Origin of the sequence: Virgibacillus sp. LDC-1 (assembly GCF_030137545.1) — a bacterium.
Taxonomy (GTDB): Bacteria; Bacillota; Bacilli; order Bacillales; family Amphibacillaceae; genus LDC-1.
Map to the genome: position 1 here is coordinate 1 of NZ_JARUVL010000007.1, position 20,004 is coordinate 20,004.

19 protein-coding genes are annotated in these 20,004 nt (G+C 39.3%); all 19 read left to right on the top strand.

Translation table 11 applies throughout. The annotated features are described in order from the left end of the window. The first annotated feature begins 109 nt into the window (after positions 1 to 109). The 19 genes from QBK89_RS07805 (at position 110) to dagF (ending at position 20,001) form a co-directional block, all read left to right on the top strand. Entirely contained in the window at positions 110 to 871 is a 762-nt protein-coding gene (locus QBK89_RS07805; protein WP_284140481.1) for an IS3 family transposase, read from the top strand. A gap of 745 nt (positions 872 to 1,616) precedes the next feature. Continuing rightward, positions 1,617 to 2,057 carry an OsmC family protein gene (locus QBK89_RS07810; protein ID WP_284140482.1) on the top strand — a complete coding sequence of 147 codons (441 nt, stop codon included), beginning with the start codon at positions 1,617 to 1,619 and terminating at the stop codon, positions 2,055 to 2,057. A 52-nt stretch (positions 2,058 to 2,109) separates the two neighbouring features. Beyond that, positions 2,110 to 3,801: a dihydrolipoyl dehydrogenase gene (gene lpdA, locus QBK89_RS07815; RefSeq protein ID WP_284140483.1), complete on the top strand. Its 1,692-nt coding sequence runs from the start codon at positions 2,110 to 2,112 to the stop codon at positions 3,799 to 3,801. 156 nt (positions 3,802 to 3,957) lie between these two features. Further along, complete coding sequence (locus QBK89_RS07820) at positions 3,958 to 4,395, top strand: MarR family winged helix-turn-helix transcriptional regulator (protein ID WP_284140612.1); 438 nt, start codon at positions 3,958 to 3,960, stop codon at positions 4,393 to 4,395. A 434-nt stretch (positions 4,396 to 4,829) separates the two neighbouring features. Continuing rightward, on the top strand, positions 4,830 to 5,855 hold the full coding sequence (locus tag QBK89_RS07825; protein ID WP_284140484.1) for a LacI family DNA-binding transcriptional regulator: 1,026 nt from the start codon (positions 4,830 to 4,832) through the stop codon (positions 5,853 to 5,855). A 364-nt stretch (positions 5,856 to 6,219) separates the two neighbouring features. Next, positions 6,220 to 7,206: a nucleoside hydrolase gene (locus QBK89_RS07830; RefSeq protein WP_284140485.1), complete on the top strand. Its 987-nt coding sequence runs from the start codon at positions 6,220 to 6,222 to the stop codon at positions 7,204 to 7,206. Further along, positions 7,190 to 7,828, top strand: coding sequence for an ECF transporter S component (locus QBK89_RS07835; RefSeq protein WP_284140486.1), 639 nt, complete (start codon positions 7,190 to 7,192; stop codon positions 7,826 to 7,828). The genes QBK89_RS07830 and QBK89_RS07835 overlap by 17 nt, the downstream gene beginning before the upstream one ends. Positions 7,829 to 7,961: 133 nt before the next feature. After that, positions 7,962 to 8,705, top strand: a complete 744-nt coding sequence (locus tag QBK89_RS07840) for an energy-coupling factor transporter transmembrane component T family protein (RefSeq protein ID WP_284140487.1) — start codon at positions 7,962 to 7,964, stop codon at positions 8,703 to 8,705. Further along, positions 8,702 to 9,556: an energy-coupling factor ABC transporter ATP-binding protein gene (locus QBK89_RS07845; protein ID WP_284140488.1), complete on the top strand. Its 855-nt coding sequence runs from the start codon at positions 8,702 to 8,704 to the stop codon at positions 9,554 to 9,556. The genes QBK89_RS07840 and QBK89_RS07845 overlap by 4 nt, the downstream gene beginning before the upstream one ends. Beyond that, the gene (locus QBK89_RS07850) at positions 9,556 to 10,383 is read left to right on the top strand and encodes an energy-coupling factor ABC transporter ATP-binding protein (protein WP_284140489.1); all 828 of its coding nucleotides are present in this window, start codon (positions 9,556 to 9,558) and stop codon (positions 10,381 to 10,383) included. Before QBK89_RS07845 ends, QBK89_RS07850 begins: the two co-directional genes overlap by 1 nt. Beyond that, entirely contained in the window at positions 10,380 to 11,273 is an 894-nt protein-coding gene (gene rbsK / locus QBK89_RS07855; protein WP_284140490.1) for a ribokinase, read from the top strand. Before QBK89_RS07850 ends, rbsK begins: the two co-directional genes overlap by 4 nt. Further along, complete coding sequence (locus QBK89_RS07860) at positions 11,273 to 12,178, top strand: DMT family transporter (RefSeq protein ID WP_284140491.1); 906 nt, start codon at positions 11,273 to 11,275, stop codon at positions 12,176 to 12,178. The genes rbsK and QBK89_RS07860 overlap by 1 nt, the downstream gene beginning before the upstream one ends. 529 nt (positions 12,179 to 12,707) lie before the next feature. After that, on the top strand, positions 12,708 to 14,339 hold the full coding sequence (locus QBK89_RS07865; protein WP_284140492.1) for an extracellular solute-binding protein: 1,632 nt from the start codon (positions 12,708 to 12,710) through the stop codon (positions 14,337 to 14,339). 125 nt (positions 14,340 to 14,464) lie between these two features. Next, entirely contained in the window at positions 14,465 to 15,436 is a 972-nt protein-coding gene (locus QBK89_RS07870) for an ABC transporter permease (protein WP_481937827.1), read from the top strand. A gap of 12 nt (positions 15,437 to 15,448) precedes the next feature. Then, positions 15,449 to 16,345 carry a carbohydrate ABC transporter permease gene (locus tag QBK89_RS07875; RefSeq protein ID WP_284140493.1) on the top strand — a complete coding sequence of 299 codons (897 nt, stop codon included), beginning with the start codon at positions 15,449 to 15,451 and terminating at the stop codon, positions 16,343 to 16,345. Between the two features lie 42 nt (positions 16,346 to 16,387). Beyond that, a complete protein-coding gene (locus QBK89_RS07880) occupies positions 16,388 to 17,005 on the top strand; it encodes a YesL family protein (protein WP_284140494.1) in 618 nt (205 codons plus the stop codon). A gap of 74 nt (positions 17,006 to 17,079) precedes the next feature. Continuing rightward, positions 17,080 to 18,204 carry an amidohydrolase/deacetylase family metallohydrolase gene (locus QBK89_RS07885; protein WP_284140495.1) on the top strand — a complete coding sequence of 375 codons (1,125 nt, stop codon included), beginning with the start codon at positions 17,080 to 17,082 and terminating at the stop codon, positions 18,202 to 18,204. After that, a complete protein-coding gene (locus QBK89_RS07890; protein ID WP_349774624.1) occupies positions 18,155 to 19,267 on the top strand; it encodes a DgaE family pyridoxal phosphate-dependent ammonia lyase in 1,113 nt (370 codons plus the stop codon). The genes QBK89_RS07885 and QBK89_RS07890 overlap by 50 nt, the downstream gene beginning before the upstream one ends. Then, on the top strand, positions 19,267 to 20,001 hold the full coding sequence (gene dagF / locus QBK89_RS07895) for a 2-dehydro-3-deoxy-phosphogluconate aldolase (protein WP_284140497.1): 735 nt from the start codon (positions 19,267 to 19,269) through the stop codon (positions 19,999 to 20,001). Before QBK89_RS07890 ends, dagF begins: the two co-directional genes overlap by 1 nt. Positions 20,002 to 20,004: the final 3 nt, after the last annotated feature.

Sequence of the window (20,004 nt, forward strand, 5' to 3'; positions counted from 1 at the left end):
ACAGAATCACGAATCATCAACGAACTCAGAAAAGAATTCCGATTAGCAGTTATCCTTAAAGCGATTAAATTTCCAAAGGCTACGTATATGTATTGGCAAAAACGATTAAGTGAACCAAATTCAGAAAATATCAGATGAAAATAAAAATAATTATGGGTATCGAAGAATCACAATAGAATTACGCGAACGAGGTTTTATCGTCAATCATAAGAAAGTATTGCGTATTATGAATGAGCTTGGCCTTATATACAAGAAATTCACACGTAAGTCTAGAAAGTATAATTCTTATAAAGGTTCAGTAGGTAAGATCGCAACTAATCGTATAAATCGTAGATTCAATACACCTCTTCCACGTCAAAAGATAACAACTGATACAACTGTATTAAAGTATTATACAAAGGATCAAAACGGGAAAGTTGTGATTAAAAAAGCATATCTTGATCCTTATTTAGATATGTTCGATGGTGAGATCCTAACGTATCAATTATCAAAAAAGCCGAACGCCAAGGCAATATTAGACGGATTAGAAGAAGTAGTCACAATTGCGAAGCAATGGCCTTATCGTACAACGGTTCATACTGATCAGGGCTGGGCGTATCAAATGAAAGCATTTAGTAAAAAGTTAAAAGACAATCGTATTTTTCAAAGCATGTCACGTCGTGGAAATTGTCTAGATAATTCACCTATGGAAAATTTCTTTGGGATAATGAAACAAGAAATGTATTATGGTGTTGTATATGAATCATTTGAAGCATTAGAATATGCAATAAAGCAATATATTGATTACTACAATAATAAACGGATTAAAGAAAAATTGACTGGAATGAGTCCAGTTGAATACCGGAAACAAACCAGCCAATTATCTGCTTAATAATTTAGTCTAACTCTATGGGTTCAGTACACCCCTATCCTTTTTAATCGTCTACTATACTTATCATACCAAATAAATTTAAAAAATATTTGTTATAACATTAAACTTATCTTCTATAAAGTAACATCTAACTTGCTTCTGCTACCTTTAAATTGATACGGTGAACCGTATCAATTTAAAGGTAAAGTGAAGAAAAAGTTCTCCTTGGAGTTTAATTCCCTGGAAAACGTTTTTTTATAATAATCTATTTGTCTTTAAATCCTTGCTTAGAGTACTCTAATAAAAGTAAGAATAAAACCATTTAAATATTTATCATCTGCTCTACGATTTACATTCCCCCCTTGCTAGTTTCCTTATCAATTTTCATATCTAGACTCCACATCAATAGTTTGAATTTTGTCTGGTCCGATATGCTTTCCACTTTGAACAGACTTAATATTTATTGAAACATGGCATAACCCCCACCTCAAAGTACGCATATATCAATCAAAGTTGTACAAGTTTAAATGAGCTTTTCTGTTCATACTGAAGTTAGGATTTTACTGCTACTTCTCCATATTAACTGAACTACTTTAACAATGCTTCTTCCCTTTTTCTATTTCAGCCACCGAAGAGTTAGTGACATTTTTATAACAAAATCTTATGAGAACAAAAAACTTACTTAGCTAAGTATTGATGTTATTGAAGAACCGTGCTAATATTTAAGTATGCTCAGTATTTCACAAACTTTCTAGGAGGAATAAAAATGTTGACTACTTTTAAGGCAGTTACGAAAAAATTACCGGAAGGGCTTCAAGTCGAGTGTAATTCTAGAGGCTTTAAAATTATTGCAGATGAACCAGAGGATTTGGGTGGAACGGATAAGGCAATGAATCCTGTTGAAATCGTATTATGTGCGCTAGGTGCTTGCCAGTCCATTGTTGCAAGTGCATTCGCTCAAGCTCACAATTTTACTTTTGAAGAATTTCATGTTGAACTGGAAGGCGATTTAGACCCAGATGGTTTCATGGGACTTGCAGATGTAAGAACTGGGTTTCAGGAAATTCGTTTTACAATGCATTTTAAAACGAATGAATCTCAAGAAAAGACAGAAGCCTTTGCAGCATTTATTGAGAAGACATGTCCAGTAGGTGATTGTCTTGCAAACGGTGTGAAATTAGTACAATCAGGAGTAGTTAGATATTAATTCATGTATCAAAAGGGGTCTAGGCCCCTTTTAATATTTGAGGAGGATAACGATGCAAGTTAAAATGTCAATGATTCCTGGTGGGAAAACTGGAATAGTCGGAGAAATCCATGTTTCTCTTGGTAGTCAGGTAACTGCTGGTGATACATTAATGGAAGTAGAGATTAGTAAAGGAAATCTCGAAATTACTGCTGAAGAAAACGGCGTCATCAGTCAGATACTCGTTGAAGAAGGAAGCGAAGTTTCTTCGGATGAAGTGTTGCTTGAAATCGAGCCGGTCCAATCGAATAGCACGGAAGCTGAAGCGGGTCAGCACGCTCAAAATGAGGAGATGCCAACGGATGAGGTGGATGCTGACTTACTCATTATTGGTGCTGGACCAGGTGGATATGTTGCTGCCATTTATGCAGCGAAAAAAGGGCTTCGTGTCACGTTAGTTGAAAAAGAAAAGACGTTAGGAGGCACTTGCTTAAATGTAGGATGCATCCCAACAAAGTCCCTTGTTAAATCTTCCGAGGTTTGCCATAGCGTAAAGAGTGGCGCTTTGTTTGGAATTGAATCAGACACAAGCCTCCAGGTGAATATGAAGCAAATTATTCGTCGTAAGGAAGAAGTAGTAAATCAACTCGTATCTGGTATTGCCTTCTTAATGGAGAAGAACGACATTCAGGTTATCCATGGTGATGCATCCTTCCTTTCCGAAAATAAGGTCCTTGTGAAGGGAAAAAATAATTACCAAATTACTGCCAAGGATATCATCATAGCGACAGGTTCAAAAATTTCTAAGGTGAATATTCCCGGTATTGATCTACCGTTTGTCATGAACAGCACAGAGGCTTTAGCTAGTACAGAATTGCCAAAGAGTATAACGATCATCGGTGGTGGCGTCATCGGTATGGAGTTTGCATTTATTTACCGTAACCTTGGCGTTGACGTGCATGTGGTGGAATTTATGGATCGTCTTCTGACTATGCTAGACAGCGATATAACGGAAGAGCTTGAACAGGCAGCAAAGCAGGCGGGTATCCATGTTCACACTGGAGCTAAAGTCTCTAAGATTCAACGAGCTCATAATGGAGAAGCGATCGTGACCTATGTGACGGCCAGTGGAGAACACCTTTTAGTAAGTGAAAAGGTTCTTGTTGCAATTGGCCGTGAACCGAATATAGATGGCTTGGACCTTGATCAGGCAGGAGTTCAGTTAGTGGCGCATGGGAAAGGGATTGCCGTTGACAAACAGATGCGAACGAATGTGGAGCATATTTATGCAATTGGTGATGTCACGAATATTATGCAGCTTGCCCATGTAGCATCACATCAAGGTATTCATACTATTGATACAATACTTGGAGAACAATCGGAAATGGATTATACAGCTGTACCGAATGTTATTTTTACGTCTCCGGAAATTGCTAGCGTCGGTCTGCAAGAATATGAGTGTAAGGAGCGAGGAATCGATTATCGTGTGAGTAAGGTATCCTTTGCCAGTAACGGAAAGGCATTAACAATGAATGAGCCAGCCGGTTTCATTAAGCTCATTAAGGATAATCAAACCGGTAAGATTATAGGAGGGTCTATCATAGGGCCAGACGCTTCTTCTTTGATTAGTAGCCTTACGATTGCGATTTCGAATAAGCTTACTGAACAGCAAATTACACAAACTATTTTTGCGCATCCTACGACCGCTGAAGTGATTCACGAAGCAGCATTAGGTTTAAGTATTGGCGCACTGCATGAAGCGTGAGTAGTCATATTTCAATCTCAATAAATACCGAGTGCAAGTAGGATAAAGTAATCGAAACGTTCATTTGAATTAAAGCGTATCTCAGCATTCGCACCAATAGTTTGCTATAATAATGAAATGAAATATAACTCCGAATGAATGAGTTAAGAATGGTTGGTGCTTTCATTGTTTAATTTGGATGACTGTCTTGCCTTTATTACAAATAAGAGCTCGAAACTTTTAGTCGAAGCCCTAGACAATGAATTCAGGGCTTATCATATAACAAGAAGCCAGTGGATTGCGATGTATTATATTTTCAATAATGCCTCTATTACCCAGAAAGAACTGGCAGATAAGATGGCTATCAAAGAACCAAGTGTGGTAAGGCTTCTTCAAAAATTGGAATTAGGCGGACTTATACGCCGCTCAGAAACTAGTGAGGATAAGCGTATTAAACAATTACAGTTAAGTTCTAAAGGCATCAAGGTTTATCACGAATTACTTCCTATTGCTGATAATTTTAAAAAGAACACGCTTCAAGGTATTCCTGAGAAGGACCTTGAAACCTTTAAGCAGGTATTAGAGATTATGACCAAGAATACAATAAAAGAGTAAGATAGAGGCTTCCCTGTTTAAACTTTAGGTGAAGCCTCTTCTTTTTTAGCAAGCTTAAAGTGCTCTTTGCTGTTTCAACTTCACTAAGATAAGAAATATTTTTTCTCCTAGCGTTTGAAGCACAGGTATTTAAAGGTGTTTTAGAATTTCTTTTTCCCGATCCCTTATCCAAGTAATTAGTTTTTTCTTACAGTATTCTTTGATTCCCCCTGCATCTTGGTAAGGCGGCTAGTTTCATATGAACTTACTTTTTGGTTTTCTAATTTCCCATCTAACATCTGCATTTAATGTGCCCTGTTATATATCACTTCTCCTCTAAATTCAAAACTCATCAAAATAATGAAAAAATTTTGTTGACATGTGTAACCGTTTACAGTAATATGATTTCAAACGAAAACGTTTTCGTAAAACGTTTTCTCAAACTAGGTGATAACATGACGAAGTATACGATAAAGGACATCGCGCGTGAAACGGGATATTCGATATCAACGGTATCTCGTGTATTAAATAACAAGGAAGAGGGGATGTCGAAAGAAACGAGAAAACGTATTTTAGAAGTTGTTAAGGAAATGAATTACCGTCCTAACCAGTTTGCTAGGGGCCTCATTACGAAAAAGTCAAACATGCTCGGGCTAATTGTTCCGAATATTTCAAATCCATTCTTCCCTGAATTATGTCGAGGTGCGGAGGATGAAGCGGTTCAGAATGGCTTTAGTTTAATTATTTGTAATTCAGATGATCAGGCGAACAAGGAAGAGCGGTACATTCACCTGTTAAAGGAACAGCAGGTTGATGGGATTTTACTAGCAAGCATGAACAAATTAACGCGTGGAAACGAGAGGATCTTAACGGATTCGCAAATTCCATATATTTTAGTGGATCGTGGAGTTGATGTCGATTCAGCCACGGGGGTGTTCATGGATAACTTCAAAGGAGGTTATTTAGCGGGTAAGCATTTAATTGAATTAGGGCATCGGAAAATTGCTTGTATGACAGGACCTGCTGACATTACGAACGCGAACAAGCGCTTAAAAGGATTTCTGCAGGCATTGAATGAACATGATATTTCGATTCCATCGCATTACATCTTGAATGGAAACTATCATATGGAGGATGCGTACGATCTGGCCAAAAGGTTTCTTGCGGAACATGAGGTGACCGCTATTTTTACTGGTAACGACCTAATGGCTTGTGGTGTATATCGAGCAGCGTTCGAATTAAATATTTCTATTCCGAATGATTTATCTGTGATTGGCTTCGATGATATTCCATTTGGAGAGGCTTTGAATCCGAAGCTTTCTACCATTCGGCAGAATACATATCAAATTGGCAAGGACAGTGTAAAACTTCTCATTAAGAAAATACGAAATGAGCCTGTTGAATCATTGTTTTACGAACCAACACTTGTCGTAAGAAATAGCACCCAAAACCTCATCCAAAGCCCTTCTCTTGGTAATTGATAGGGCTGATGCACAAACAAGCTGAAATTGTGGAAGGTCTAAGCCATAAAAGGATGAAAGTGGTAATAAATCAACATTTTTCTGTTATATGTCAATAAAATTTCACTTTTATGTCATACCACTTAAAAATAATGTGTTATACTATTTCAGTATTAAAGCTAAAAGTGTTATCTTAAGTGAGTTCTGGAGGAAAGAAGGAATGCGAATCGGTAATGGAGCATAAATGAAAAAGTGACGACACGGTTGGGGACGAGCCCAGCATGCTGTACATCCAAGATGGTGCGTCGCTTAAACACAGGTATTGCTTGTGAATATATAGATACAGCAAGAGAGACTAGAACTAGCATAGAGGAGTGATGACTAAATGAAGCGTATTCCAGTAATAATTGATTGTGATCCAGGTATAGATGATGTAATGGCTTTATTATTTGCCTTTGTCCGACCAGAATTAGACATTCGTTTAATTACGACAGAGGCGGGAAATCAAACGCAAGATAAAACGGCGTATAATGCAAGAAGCTTTTTAACTTACATGAATCAAGAAGTGGAAGTGGCAAGAGGTTTAGAGCAACCACTTTTCGTTGATTTAGAAGTTGCTGAGGAGGTTCACGGTGAAAATGGATTAGGGGATGTTATTTTTCCTGAACCAAGCTTTGAAGAAAGTAACCGTACAGCTATCCATGCGCTTTATCAGACGATAATGACAAGTGATGAGCCAATCGTTCTCATTGCAACAGGTCCTTTAACGAATATTGGCGCACTCCTGTTAGCACATCCAGAAGTAAAAGATAATATTCGCTCTATCTCCTTCATGGGTGGAGCAGCAGTGGGAGGAAACATGACACCTACAGCAGAATTTAATGTGTATGTTGATCCACATGCTGCTGATATTGTCTTCCGTTCAGGTATTCCGATTGTCATGAGTGGCTTGGACGTCACGCATAAAGCATTTTTAGATGAGGATGACCTGAAACGCATTGGCGATATAGGGACAGAACTAACGGAAAGACTCGTCGAGTTAATGACCTTTTATACAAAAGCAGCAACACAAACTGCTTTTCATGAAGAGAATTACGATACGAACGTTCGGTTACATGACTTATGTGCGGTTGGGTATGTTGTCGAACCAAAGCTGTTTCAAGGGGATGATTGTTATGTAGCAATTGAAACAACCAGCGAACTAACGAGGGGCACAACGATGGTGGATTATACACAGTCCTTGCCTTATGCAAAGAATGTTCATGTGCTTCATACGGTCGATCGTGAGCGATTTGTGGCTATGTTTATTGATGCAATTCAAAAAGCAGAACAATTAATTAAAGGAGGAAATTTACATGTTGAAAAAAATTAAGGCAGATTTTAATTTATTAGCAATTTTACTTATTCCTATTGGTATCGCAGTTAACTTTGTTGGCTTTCAGGTGGCACAAATTTTAAGGCTACCAATTTTTCTAGATACGATTGGTACGATCTTAATTGGGGTTATCGCAGGACCTTGGGTTGCGCTAGTAGCAGCACTTATTACGAATTCGATTACAGCCATTTTTAATCCGGTTTATTTTCCATATGTTGTTACTTCCATGGCTATTGGGGTTGGAGCGGGTCTATTATCCAAGTATGGAATGCTAAGTAATGTGTATAAAACGATTGTTTCAGGTCTTGTAATTACAGCAATTGCGGTTGTTGTTTCTTCACCAATTACGGTTATTTTCTTTGGGGGAGCAACTGGTAATACGTCCTCAGCAATTACAGCAACATTCTTAGCAATGGGGCAAAATATTTGGGGAGCGGTTTTTTCTTCAGCAATCATTACTGAAATAGCGGATAAGGTCGTTTCTGTATTATTAGTTTACTTTGTTGTAAAGAGTATTTCTGATCGCTATTTATCAAAAATGAAATATGGTCATTTATATATGAAAAAGAGAAACACAAAGAGCAAAAAACGGATCACGCATCCTAATCTTTTTACTTGAAAAAGGGCATATTCAAGAGATAGCAATGCCCCGCACTTAAGGAGAATACCGCTTAAGTGTGGGGTGTTATCTATTATTTCACAAAACTATTTGGAGTTGTGTGAACATACTCCACTTTGAAAGGAGCTACACCATGAATCAAAATCCAATTTTATCGCTTCACCCGTTAACAAAATTCTACTTTGCAATCTTTATTACCGTATCAGTCATTATTGTGCCAAATTATCTATTTGCATATGCTTGGTTTCCAGTATTAATTGTGATCGCTGCTATGGCGAAGGTTGCAAAGTCATTTATATCATTTATTCTCAAAACGTTAATCATTCTTTTGGCAATTGTCTTCTTAATGCAAGTGTTCTTTTACCCAGGAGAGGATGTCATTGGCTCTTGGTGGATTTTTGAACTAACGAATGAAGGCTTATTACAAGGTCTTTCTTTAACCTCCCGTATTTTAGCGATAGGTTCAGCGTTTATTTTATTTTTTAGGATTGTAGAAATTAAGGACTTTGTGAAAGCACTCGAGGATATTGGCATGCCACCAACTGGCGCTTATATCGTACTTTCCACCTTACAAATCATTCCGGAAATGCGTCGTCAATCCAATACGATCATGGAGGCGCAAAAAACGCGTGGAGTGGAGACAGAGGGATCTTTAATTGTTCGTGCAAAAGCCTTTTTCCCAACGTTAACGCCACTTATCCTTTCTTCGATTGCAAGTACAGAAGAAAGAGCAATCACGTTAGAGTCGCGTGCTTTCTCAGCACCTGGCAAAAAGACGAGCCTGCATAAATTAACAAAACGTCCCATTGACCGTGTGCTTCCATGGGTATACGTCGGGATTATAATCGGACTCATTATTTGGAGGGTTTTCCTATGACAGCAATCATTCAACTAGACAATGTATCCTACCGCTATCCGATTGGGGATGAATGGATATTAAAGCATGTTTCCCTGGAAATTAAAAAAGGCAGCTTTGTTTCGATCGTTGGCAACAATGGTTCTGGTAAAACAACGCTTTGTAATATTTTGCGCGGGTTTATTCCTCATTTTCATAAAGGAGATTTGGAAGGGACGATTAAGCTCGGTGGTACCGATATGAGCGAATATCAGCTAGGTCAGCTTGGGGAAAAAATCGGCTTTGTCTTTCAAAATCCATTCATTCAAATTTCCGGTGTGAAGGATACCGTGTTTGATGAAGTAGCATATGGCTTAGAGAATCTCGGGGTTGCTGAAGAGGACATATATAAACGAGTGGAAGAGGTGTTGTCGCTCGTTAAGATTCAGCATTTGCGTGAAAAAAATCCCTTTGAATTATCAGGCGGACAGCGCCAACGTGTTGCATTAGCTTCCATTATCGTCATGGATCCAGACATTTTAGTCATTGATGAGCCGTCTTCCCAATTAGATCCAATTGGAACAGAGCATGTATTTGAGATCATTCGATTAATGAAAGAAAGAGGCAAAACAATTATTCTTGTAGAGCATAAAATGGATTTGGTCGCGGAGTATTCCGATGAATTAATTGTGTTAGATAAGGGAGAGGTTCTGATGCAGGGGCCGACCCGAGAAGTATTGGAAAGCGAGATTTTTAACACAGCGAATATTCAATACCCACATGTGACAGAGGTAGCGTTGGAGCTACAAAAGCAAGGTGTTAAGCTAAACTTCCTTCCTATTCGGGATTCAGAGATAACGACCTGTTTTAAGAATGATGGGGGGAATGAATAATGACAAAGCTACATTTACAAGATGTTAGTTTTACGTATCCTGATGGCACAAATGCGGTCGAAAATTTATCATTGGAAATCCCTAGTGGTCAAAGGGTTGCGATTATTGGACAAAATGGTGCTGGAAAAACAACAGCTGTAAAACTAATGAACGGACTATTAAAACCAACGAGTGGACAAGTGTTAGTTGGTGAATGGGATACAAAAACGAAAACAACGGCACAAATATCGAGTAAAGTAGGCTATGTTTTCCAAAATCCAGATGATCAAATTTTTCATAATGAAGTGATGAGTGAAGTGCGCTTCGGTCCAAAGAATATGGGCTTTGATGAGGAAAAGACGGAAGAAATTACGAATTGGGCAATGGAGCTTTGTGGAATTTCTGAATATGCAGAGGAAAACCCGTATAACATGCCTTATTCAACGCGAAAGTTTGTCACCATTGCATCTGTTATTGCGATGGATTCAGATATCATTATTTTAGATGAACCGACAGCAGGGCAGGATAAAATTGGACTCGAACTGCTAGGTACGTTGCTCGCAGAATTAGAAAAGCTAGGAAAAACGGTTATTACAATTACCCATGACATGGAATTTGTTACAGAGCACTTTGAACGGATCATCGTAATGGCGAATCGCCGCATCATTGCAAACGACAAAGCTGCTAATATTTTTTATCAGCATGATGTTTTAGAAGAAAGTATGCTAAAGCCCCCAGCGGTTGCGCGAATGGCTTCTTTATTAGGGTTGCCAAATGGAGTATTGCATAAGGCGGAATTAGTAGATTATTTAAAGCAACAGTTGTTATTAGGGGGAAAAGCGCAATGAAGATGACGGTTATTGGGAGTATCAATATAGATGTCGTATATGATGTTCCCTATATTGTAAAACCGGGTGAAACAATTCATAGTACAGGCTATCAAACTTCCTTTGGCGGGAAGGGCGCTAACCAAGCTGTTACGATGTCTCAATTAGGAGCACAGGTTGACTTTGTTGGTTGTGTTGGTCAGGATGATTTCGGTAAAAGGGCGTTAACGAATTTACGTGACTACCATATTTCTACGCAACATGTTAGTGAAGCGGGAGTTACCGGAAATGCGCTTATTCAAGTAAGTGAAACAGGAGAAAATGCGATTGTTTTAATGAATGGTGCGAATTATCATGTCACACCAGATTCAGTGAAGGAGGCCAAGGATGCGATCGTTGATGCAGATGCGGTCGTCATGCAGCTTGAGATTCCTTTAGAATCAGTTGTTGCGGGAATAGAGCTTGCTGCAGAAAATAATGTTCCTGTTATTTTAAATCCAGCGCCTGCTCAAAAGCTATCAAACAGCCTGCTTGCAAAAGTGGACATATTAACACCCAATGAGACGGAATTAGCCACCTTAACTGGAATGGAAATAAACACAAAGGAAAGCATCATTGCTGCATGTGACTCGTTACTAGAGCAAGGTGTTACATGTGTTGTTGTAACCTTAGGCGAACAAGGCGCCTATTTTACAGATGGTAAGGAAAGTGGCTGGGTAGCGGCAACAAAGGTAAAGGCCCTGGATACAACAGGTGCAGGGGATGCCTTTAATGGCGCATTAACTGTCGGGCTATGTAAAAAATATAGCTTACGAAAAGCAATAGACTATGCATCCAAGGTTGCAGGACATGTTGTCACACAAAAAGGTGCACAAGTAAAAATTCCAACAGATTTATATCCAGGTGAGTAATGAAGGCGATTCTCTTATTACTCGTATTGAGTTTGTTATGGGGCTCTTCCTTTTTGTGGACGAAGCAGCTGTTAGTTTATTTTGATCCGATAACTGTAGTCTTTTTACGGTGTCTGTTCGGTTTCGTTGCCTTGTTTCCTTTTTGGTTGCGCAGTAAGCATAAGACGAAGTTTCGCGTAAACCTATTGTTCATATTCATCGTTTCGCTTGGAGCAGCAATCCCCTGGTCCATTGTTAGCATTTCGTTGACAGCATTGGATACAGGAGTGGCTGGAATTTTAAATGCGACTACACCAATGCTTGGTCTGTTATTGTCCATATGGGTATTGCGTGAGAAACCGACAGGAAATCAGTATGCAGGTATTTTGATTGGATTTTTCGCTGTATTATCGTTGCTGTTATTTTCAGGGCAAGCCGCTAATGCAGAATTTTCCATTGCGCATGCCATACTCATGTTAATCGCTACATCCTGTTATGCGTTAAATTCTATTCTTGTTAAGAAATATTTCCCGACCATATCGGCCTTGCAGCTTGGGATGTGGACACTTGGAGTTGCAGCATTGTTAAATGGGATTATTAGTGTAATTCAACAGCCGGCGGCGATTTTGCATGTAAATACGTTACCGGTGATCGCATCTTTGGTTGTTCTAGGCTGTCTTGGATCGGGCTTAGGCTATGTTTTGTTTTATCATTTGGTCATTTCAGCAAGTCCGATATTCGCTTTATTAACAACCTTTATTATTCCGTTTATTACAATTTTCTTAGGAATCTTTATTTTAGATGAACCGTTCCATCTCGGTATCGGAATTGGATTACCGCTAATCATCACCAGCCTTTTTGTGGTGAGTATGCCAAAGAAAGGTATTGGGAAGGTAAAGACTGATAAAGAAGTGATGACAGGGTAAGGGGAATAAATCTGAAAATATAATGGTAGGAGAAGCTAGATATTAACGAGGACAAAACAAGCGTAATTGCTTCCAAATTCGAGTAATAGTCTCGTAGTGTCGATAAATTTATTTGTTCAAAAATATTTTTCGCACATTAAATATTGTTTTGTCCTAATCCCCTCCTGTTCTTCTTGAGAAATTTCATATTTATCATTTGGTGTTCTGGTAAAATTGCCATTACAGCCAAATGGCCAACTTAAACAGCTAAGTTTTTCTAGCTGTTTTTTTGCATTCTAACGCATCGTCCCACCATAATCTCCACTATGTTTTCACATCGTTATACCTAAACGTAGCTTCCAAAAATAAAATAATGTATTAAACATTATAATGTTATATTGACTATACATATAAGCAGTGTTAATATATTGAATAGTAGCAAAATTTCATTTGCTTAAGTTGTTTTGATAGGGGAGGGGTCGATGAATCCGATTGTTGAAGTGTTAATTTTAGGGTGGATAGATACCGATGCTTAAAGGGAGGTTTTTGTATGAAGTCGAAAAGTTTATGGTCAATGCTACTTTTGATCGTAGCGGCAGTATTGACCTTGTCGGCGTGTCAAAGTGACAAAGCCGATTCAGATCCAAGCTCAGGTAAGGATGATCCAAAAGCAAGTAAAGCGAATAAAACAGGAATGCCAATTGTTGATGAGTCACTTGATTTGGAGATATTTGCGAACAAGCCCGCACAAAATGAAGATAATGACTGGAATGATATTCTCGTATGGAATCATTATCGGGATATGACGAATGTTAACGTGAAGTGGGATTTAGTTAGTCCTGATGCACTTGATGAGAAACGTAATCTTGCACTTGGTAGCGGTGATTTGCCTGATGCGTTCTTCTTGTCATCGATACCGAACACAGATTTATTACGATATGGAAAGCAGGGTGTTTTTCTTCCTTTAAATGATTTAATAGAGGAATACGCTCCAAATTTAACAAAGATTATGGAAGAAGATCCAAGTATAAAGAAAGCGATTACATTCCCAGATGGAAACATCTACTCGATGCCGTCGCTTATTGAAAAGGATTTCTTATCATTAAGACTGAGTGCACGTCCATGGGTGAATGAAGCATGGTTAAAGGAAGTAGGTATGGACATTCCTGAAACGACTGGGGAATTTTATGAATACTTAAAAGCAGTAAAAGAGCTTGATCCAGCTGGCGATGGCAAAACGATTCCTTATGGAGGTACGGTAATTCAGGAATTAATTCAGTGGCTGTCCGGATCGTTTGGCGTGATGAATCGCGGTCCATCCAATTCCGCCAATATTGATGTAGACCCTAAGGATGAAAGTAAAGTTCGATTTTATGCAACAACAGATGAGTACAAAGAGATGCTCACGTACATTCATAAATTATATGATGAGAAGTTAATTGATCAAAGTATCTTCTCCATTGAATGGGGTCAGTTCCTTGCGAATGCCTCTAACAATTTATATGGTAGTATGATTTTCTATGATCCGATTGAACTATTCGGTGAAGAGATTGGTGGTCAATATAATAGTATGGCTGCATTGGAAGGGCCGGATGGCCAACAGAGCTATAACAAAATTTCATCACCAGTTTGGGTTACAGATAATTTAGTCCTTACGAGTGACAATCCCAATCCAGCAGCAACTGTAAGATGGATGGATCATTTCTATAGTGATGAAGGTGCGAAGCTGTATTATATGGGTGTTGAAGGCGAGACATTTGAAGAAAAAGACGGAGAAATTAAATACATGGATCATATTCTCAATCCAGAGGGCGATATGACATTTGAGCAGGCCCTTGTTAAGCAATTAACATGGCTTGGTTCGATAAACGGTATTATTAAGTCGGATTACTTCCAAGGTGGCGAGTCAGCACCTCAATCGATGGCAGCAGCTGAAAAGATTGAACCGATGGTAGCGGAAGAGATCTGGCCACGCTTCACATTTACAGAGGAAGAGAATAAAGTGCTTCAATCTGCAGGTGAAGATATAGCGAAATATGTAGAGGAAATGCGTGATAAATTCATCACAGGTGATGAGGATTTATCGGAGTGGGATAAGTATGTGGAAACGATCGAAAGTATGAACTTTGAAGAAGTCGTAAAAGTGTATCAGCAAGCTTACGATCGATATAGAGGAGAATAAGAACCGTTAAACATTAGTGGGCATGGCTAATTTACATCATAAAAGAAAGCGCTTACGGATATTTTGGGAACCATGCCCTTTTATTCTTTCCTATCTGTTGATGACGTCTTTCAACAGAATAATCTATGTTCACGATTATAGCGAAAAGGGGGTTGAACGTGGTGGCAGTGGAGCAGGCAGTCGGACATAAAGGTCATTCGAAAATACTAAAAAGCTTACAACGGAATTGGCAATTATATATTTTTCTTTTACCTGCCGTCGTGTATTTTTTTATTTTTCATTACATTCCTATGTATGGGATTCAAATAGCTTTCAAAGATTACTTTGCCAATCTTGGTATGTTTGGGAGCCCGTGGGTAGGGTTTGAGCATTTTGAACGGTTCTTTGATTCGTATTATTTTGAAAGACTGTTGAAAAACACCATTATTCTAAATGCCTACAATCTTCTTTTGTTCCCTTTACCGATAATTTTTGCATTATCGTTAAATGAACTGAAGAATGGTGCATTTAAAAAATGGTCGCAAACACTTACATATGCACCACATTTTATATCCGTTGTTGTCGTTGTTGGAATGCTCGTTGCCTTTCTTGATCCGAATACGGGCTTGGTGAATCATGTTGTTCGTTTATTAGGGATGGAGCCAATACCGTTTCTGACGAGTCCAGATTGGTTCAGACATATATTTGTTTGGTCCGGACAATGGCAGTCGCTCGGCTGGGGAACAATTATATACCTCGCCGCACTTGCTGGTGTGAATCCGGAACTTCATGAAGCCGCCAAAGTCGATGGTGCCACGCGATTCCAGCGGATTATACATATTAATATCCCGAGTATTTTGCCAACAATTATCATCCTGTTCATTTTAAATATCGGGAATTTCATGCAAATCGGCTTCGAGAAAGTACTTTTGATGCAAAACAATTTAAACTCAGAGACCTCCGATATCATTCAAACATTTGTCTATGAAACTGGTTTATTACAAGGTCAGTATAGCTTTGCTGCTGCGATTGGTCTCTTTGAATCTCTGATTAACATCGTTTTATTAATAACAGTGAATCAAATCGCCAGGAAAGTAAGTAATAACAGCTTATGGTAGGAGGTGTGAAGTATGTCGCGGTTTAGTTTGTCCGATCGGGCGTTTGATAGGGTGAATTTTATATTTGTTCTACTCGTAACGCTAATTATTATTTATCCACTTATATTCGTTATTAGTGCATCGATCAGTGATCCGCATGCCGTCAACTCCGGAGAGATGTGGCTGTGGCCTGTAGATATCACACTGGATGGTTTTAACCGAGTATTTCAAAATGATGCGATTTGGATTGGGTATCGCAATACGATTGTTTATACGGCAACCGGTGTGCTTATTCATTTGTTCATCTTACTGCCTTCTGCATATGCTCTTTCTCGGAAGGAGCTAATGGCAAAAAAGGTTTTCCTATGGTTCATTTTGTTTACGATGCTCTTTAATGGTGGGTTAATCCCGACCTACTTAGTCGTCAAAAGCTTAGGGATGGTGAATACGATGTGGGCGATTGTTGTTCCAGGGGTCATTGGTGCCTGGTCTGTGCTAGTGGCGCGAACATTCTTTCAGCAAACGATTCCTGATCAGCTTGTGGAAGCATCTAAAATAGATGGCGCAAGTGACTTCTATTTGTTTGTGAGAGTCGTGCTTCCGCTATCGATGCCAATTATTGCGGTTATGGCACTGTTCCATGCTGTTGCACTATGGAATCAATATTTTAACGCGTTAATCTATTTATCTGATGAAAAACTATTTCCTTTGCAGTTAATTTTACGGCAAATTCTCATTTTAAACGAGGTGAGTGCAGATAGTGCGGCGACAGCAGCGGGTGCTGCGCAATCCTTTTCCGATCAAATTAAAACAGCTTCTTTAGTAAAGTATGCTGTCATAATTGTGTCTGCCTTACCGTTGTTAATCGTGTACCCTTTTCTACAGCGCTTCTTTGTTAAAGGTGTGTTAATCGGTTCAGTGAAGGAGTAGTCCAATAATAAATATTTAGCATCAGTACAGGGGTGAGAGAAGATGGAATCGTTTGTAAATGGCTATTATCAATTTGCGATTTGGACGATGCGGTTGGCTTTTTTGAATGTATGCTGGATTTTATTTAGTGCGCTCGGTCTGTTCGTGCTTGGTTTTATGCCGGCGACAGCTGCGATGTTCACCATTGTAAGGAAGTGGATTCGTGGCGAAGAAGACGTCCCGATATTCCGGTCGTATTGGCAGGCGTATAAGGCCGAATTTTTCAAAGCAAATGGAGCTGGCTTAATCTTATTTGGGATTGGATATGTACTCGTTTTAGAGTTTAATATATTACGAGGGCAGGAAAGCGCTCTCTATTTAATCGTTAGTTATACGGTCCTGGCTTCGCTTATTTTATATGTTGCGGTATTTATTTATTTCTTTCCAGTCTTTGTTCATTTTCGCTTAAAGTTGTTGGACTATTTTAAATGGCCATTTATTATTAGCTTTACACATCCTGTCCTAACCTTATTTGTTATGGCTGTTTTATGGGGTGTTTATTATATTACGTGGATTTCCATCCCGGCACTGTTTTTCTTTTTTGGCGGGAGTGTAACGGCATTATTTATTATGTGGGCAGTGTCTAAGAGCTTTTCCAACTATGAATACCACGAGGCTTGATTAGACGGTTGTCGTGTTTGCCAAGTTCTACATCGAGATCTGTAAAAAAATTTGAGTATATAGGAGAAAAGGTCATGTTAAACATCCGTGGTGCAAAACTAATAAATGGAAAGCAGTGCAATATTGTTATTAAAGATGGATATATCCAAGACGTTACCGAGGATGATGTTTTTGGAGGAGATGTGATCTTAGTGCCAGAGGATGTTTTCGTATCTCCCGGTTGGATTGACTTGCACACACATGCCTTTCCTAAATTTGAACCGTATTGTGCGCATCCGGATACGATTGGATACAAGTCAGGTGTTACGACGGTTGTCGATGCAGGTAGCTGTGGTGCTGATAATATCCAAGACCTTTATGAGCTGGCTCAGGACTGTAAAACGAGAGTATTTTCCTTTTTAAATATTTCTCGGATAGGCCTTCAGGTTCTGAATGAGCTCGCTGATTTATCAACGATTTCATCTGAAAAAATATATGAATCGTTCCAAAAATACCCTGATTTGCTTGTCGGATTAAAGGCAAGGATGAGTGGCAGTGTTATCGGTGAAAATGGGCTTACGCCTTTACACATGGCAAGAGCATGTGCGGTTACGTTACATAAGCCTGTTATGGTCCATATTGGCAGTGCCCCCCCGAAATTAAAGGATATTTTAGAGGTGTTGGAGAAGGGGGATATTGTGACCCATTGTTTTAATGAGAAAGAGGGCAATAACATATTTATGGATGATCCGATTTTACATGATGCATTACAACGAGCGATAAAGCGTGGTGTATATCTGGATGTCGGTCATGGAACGTCTAGCTTTTCATTTCATACCGCTCAAAGGGCAAAGCAAGCGAACATACCGTTTGAGACAATAAGCACAGATATATATGATTTTAATCGAATGCATGGACCTGTATATGACATGGCAACAACTTTAAATAAGTTTTTGGCGTTAGGTTTTTCTCTCGAAGAGGTGATCCGTCGGGTAACCGAAAAGCCAGCACGTGTGTTGAATCAACCACAGCTTGGTTCGTTGAAAAAAGGCTCTGTTGCTGATCTAACCTTTTTTAAGGTGGAACATACACCGATTGATTTAATAGATTCCATGGGTAATACAATGCATGTTTCCATGCAAATTAAACCATATGCTGTCCTACTTGGAGGTGAGTATATTGTGTGTCGCAACGCATATGAACTTAAAGAAAGTGATTAATGCAAGTGGTCGCATGAGTATATTAGGTGTATCAACGCTATCTGATGATGTGCTAGAAGCAATGAAATATGGCGGGCAGCATTACTTTGAAATGAAAGAGCTACATGAAGAAGCGGGAAGGATAATCTCTACCTATATGCATACAGAAGCGGCAATGGTAACAAACTCTGCTTCATCTGCGATTACTTTAGCTGTAGCTGGAATAATGACAAGAAATGAAGTACCAGTAGAGCAGCTATTTGAACAGCGGCACCAACAATCAGGCCATATCCTTATAATGACAGGTCATTTGATTGATTACGGGGCGCCGGTAGAATTGATGATTCGCTTAGGTGGCGGAAACGTTAAGACGGTCGGTTATGCAAATGGATGTACACTAGAGCAGATAAAGCATGCGGTAGATGACGATACAATCGCCATGCTGTTTGTACAGTCTCATCATTGTGTGCAAAAAAATATGCCTTCCTTAAAAGCAGTTGGTGCGTTAATGAAGGAATTGCAGCTACCCTTTATCGTGGATGCGGCGGCTGAAGCGGATATGACCGGCTATGCAAGCGATGCCGATTTATTGATTTATAGTGGCTCGAAAGCTATTGAGGGACCAACAACAGGCATACTGGCAGGTAAGAAGAAGTATGTTGAATTTGCAAAACAACATTACCGTGGAATTGGTAGAGCGATGAAGGTTGGTAAAGAATCTATTTTTGGCTTGTTAAAAGCGTTAGCGGACTATGATGCGTTTCATGCACAGGATGAACAAAGCAAGCAGTTGGCTATTATCAAACAGCTGCAATGCTTAAATGATGTACCAGGTGTAGAGGTAACCATTCACCAGGATGAAGCTGGCAGAGCCATTAATCGTGCGCGTGTTACCATTGATCACCATTTGGCCTCTTATGATGCAGCATATGTTGTCCATGCGTTGAAAGAGGGAGACGTTGCAGTTTATACGCGTGATTACAATGTGAATAACGGTTTTTTTGATATTGATCCACGATCCTTAGACATGGCGGATGCCCAATACATCAGTGACAGGATCAAACAGATTATGGAGGTGGCTTAATGCAGGCAGCACGTTTTTACAATGACAGAATTTCCTTGAATGTATTGGCAAATAGCATTGAAAATGCCAAGGACATATATGATGTTGCAGCCGGTCATGTGATCATTGGCATCCTTGCTTCAAACTATACCGATGTCAATGAGGCGGTACATGATGTACAACGGTATTCTGAGGCATTAGACGGCGCGGTCTCGCTTGGTCTCGGTGCTGGAGATCCGAATCAGTGGAAAATGGTTGCGGATATTTCCAAGCAGGTCACGACCGAACACATTAATCAAGTGTTTCCGGCAGTTGCCTATACAAGGGCTTGTGTCCAAGATGAGAACACCTTTATCAATTGTCTCGTCAAGCCTGCAGAAAAGCTTGGTTATGTGAATATTGCTACTGGACCGCTATCTACAGCTGGATCTGCCATCGATATCCCGGTTCGTTCTGCGATTACGCTCATTCGTGAAATGGGTGGAAATGCGTTAAAGCTGTTTCCTTTAAAGGGGCTGGCGAGGCGTGAGCATTATATTAAAATTGCTGAAGCATGCGCCGAAGAAGGTTTCACATTAGAACCGACTGGTGGTATTACTGTTAATAATTTTGAAGAAATTGTATCATTGGCATTAGAAGCGGGGGTCCCCAAAGTCATACCACATGTATATTCATCCATCATAGATGCTTCAACAGGTAGAACACGCATTGAAGAGGTCGAGAAGCTTTTTAATATTATGATGAAAATAGGGTGAGGG

What these genes read in the sequence shown, in the direction of transcription:
- QBK89_RS07810 (WP_284140482.1), top strand. Translation starts at nt 1,617, where the DNA reads ATGTTGACTACTTTTAAGGCAGTTACGAAAAAATTACCGGAAGGGCTT.
- lpdA (WP_284140483.1), top strand. Translation starts at nt 2,110, where the DNA reads ATGCAAGTTAAAATGTCAATGATTCCTGGTGGGAAAACTGGAATAGTC.
- QBK89_RS07825 (WP_284140484.1), top strand. Translation starts at nt 4,830, where the DNA reads ATGACGAAGTATACGATAAAGGACATCGCGCGTGAAACGGGATATTCG.
- QBK89_RS07830 (WP_284140485.1), top strand. Translation starts at nt 6,220, where the DNA reads ATGAAGCGTATTCCAGTAATAATTGATTGTGATCCAGGTATAGATGAT.
- QBK89_RS07835 (WP_284140486.1), top strand. Translation starts at nt 7,190, where the DNA reads ATGTTGAAAAAAATTAAGGCAGATTTTAATTTATTAGCAATTTTACTT.
- QBK89_RS07840 (WP_284140487.1), top strand. Translation starts at nt 7,962, where the DNA reads ATGAATCAAAATCCAATTTTATCGCTTCACCCGTTAACAAAATTCTAC.
- QBK89_RS07845 (WP_284140488.1), top strand. Translation starts at nt 8,702, where the DNA reads ATGACAGCAATCATTCAACTAGACAATGTATCCTACCGCTATCCGATT.
- QBK89_RS07850 (WP_284140489.1), top strand. Translation starts at nt 9,556, where the DNA reads ATGACAAAGCTACATTTACAAGATGTTAGTTTTACGTATCCTGATGGC.
- rbsK (WP_284140490.1), top strand. Translation starts at nt 10,380, where the DNA reads ATGAAGATGACGGTTATTGGGAGTATCAATATAGATGTCGTATATGAT.
- QBK89_RS07860 (WP_284140491.1), top strand. Translation starts at nt 11,273, where the DNA reads ATGAAGGCGATTCTCTTATTACTCGTATTGAGTTTGTTATGGGGCTCT.
- QBK89_RS07865 (WP_284140492.1), top strand. Translation starts at nt 12,708, where the DNA reads ATGAAGTCGAAAAGTTTATGGTCAATGCTACTTTTGATCGTAGCGGCA.
- QBK89_RS07870 (WP_481937827.1), top strand. Translation starts at nt 14,465, where the DNA reads ATGTTCACGATTATAGCGAAAAGGGGGTTGAACGTGGTGGCAGTGGAG.
- QBK89_RS07875 (WP_284140493.1), top strand. Translation starts at nt 15,449, where the DNA reads ATGTCGCGGTTTAGTTTGTCCGATCGGGCGTTTGATAGGGTGAATTTT.
- QBK89_RS07880 (WP_284140494.1), top strand. Translation starts at nt 16,388, where the DNA reads ATGGAATCGTTTGTAAATGGCTATTATCAATTTGCGATTTGGACGATG.
- QBK89_RS07885 (WP_284140495.1), top strand. Translation starts at nt 17,080, where the DNA reads ATGTTAAACATCCGTGGTGCAAAACTAATAAATGGAAAGCAGTGCAAT.
- dagF (WP_284140497.1), top strand. Translation starts at nt 19,267, where the DNA reads ATGCAGGCAGCACGTTTTTACAATGACAGAATTTCCTTGAATGTATTG.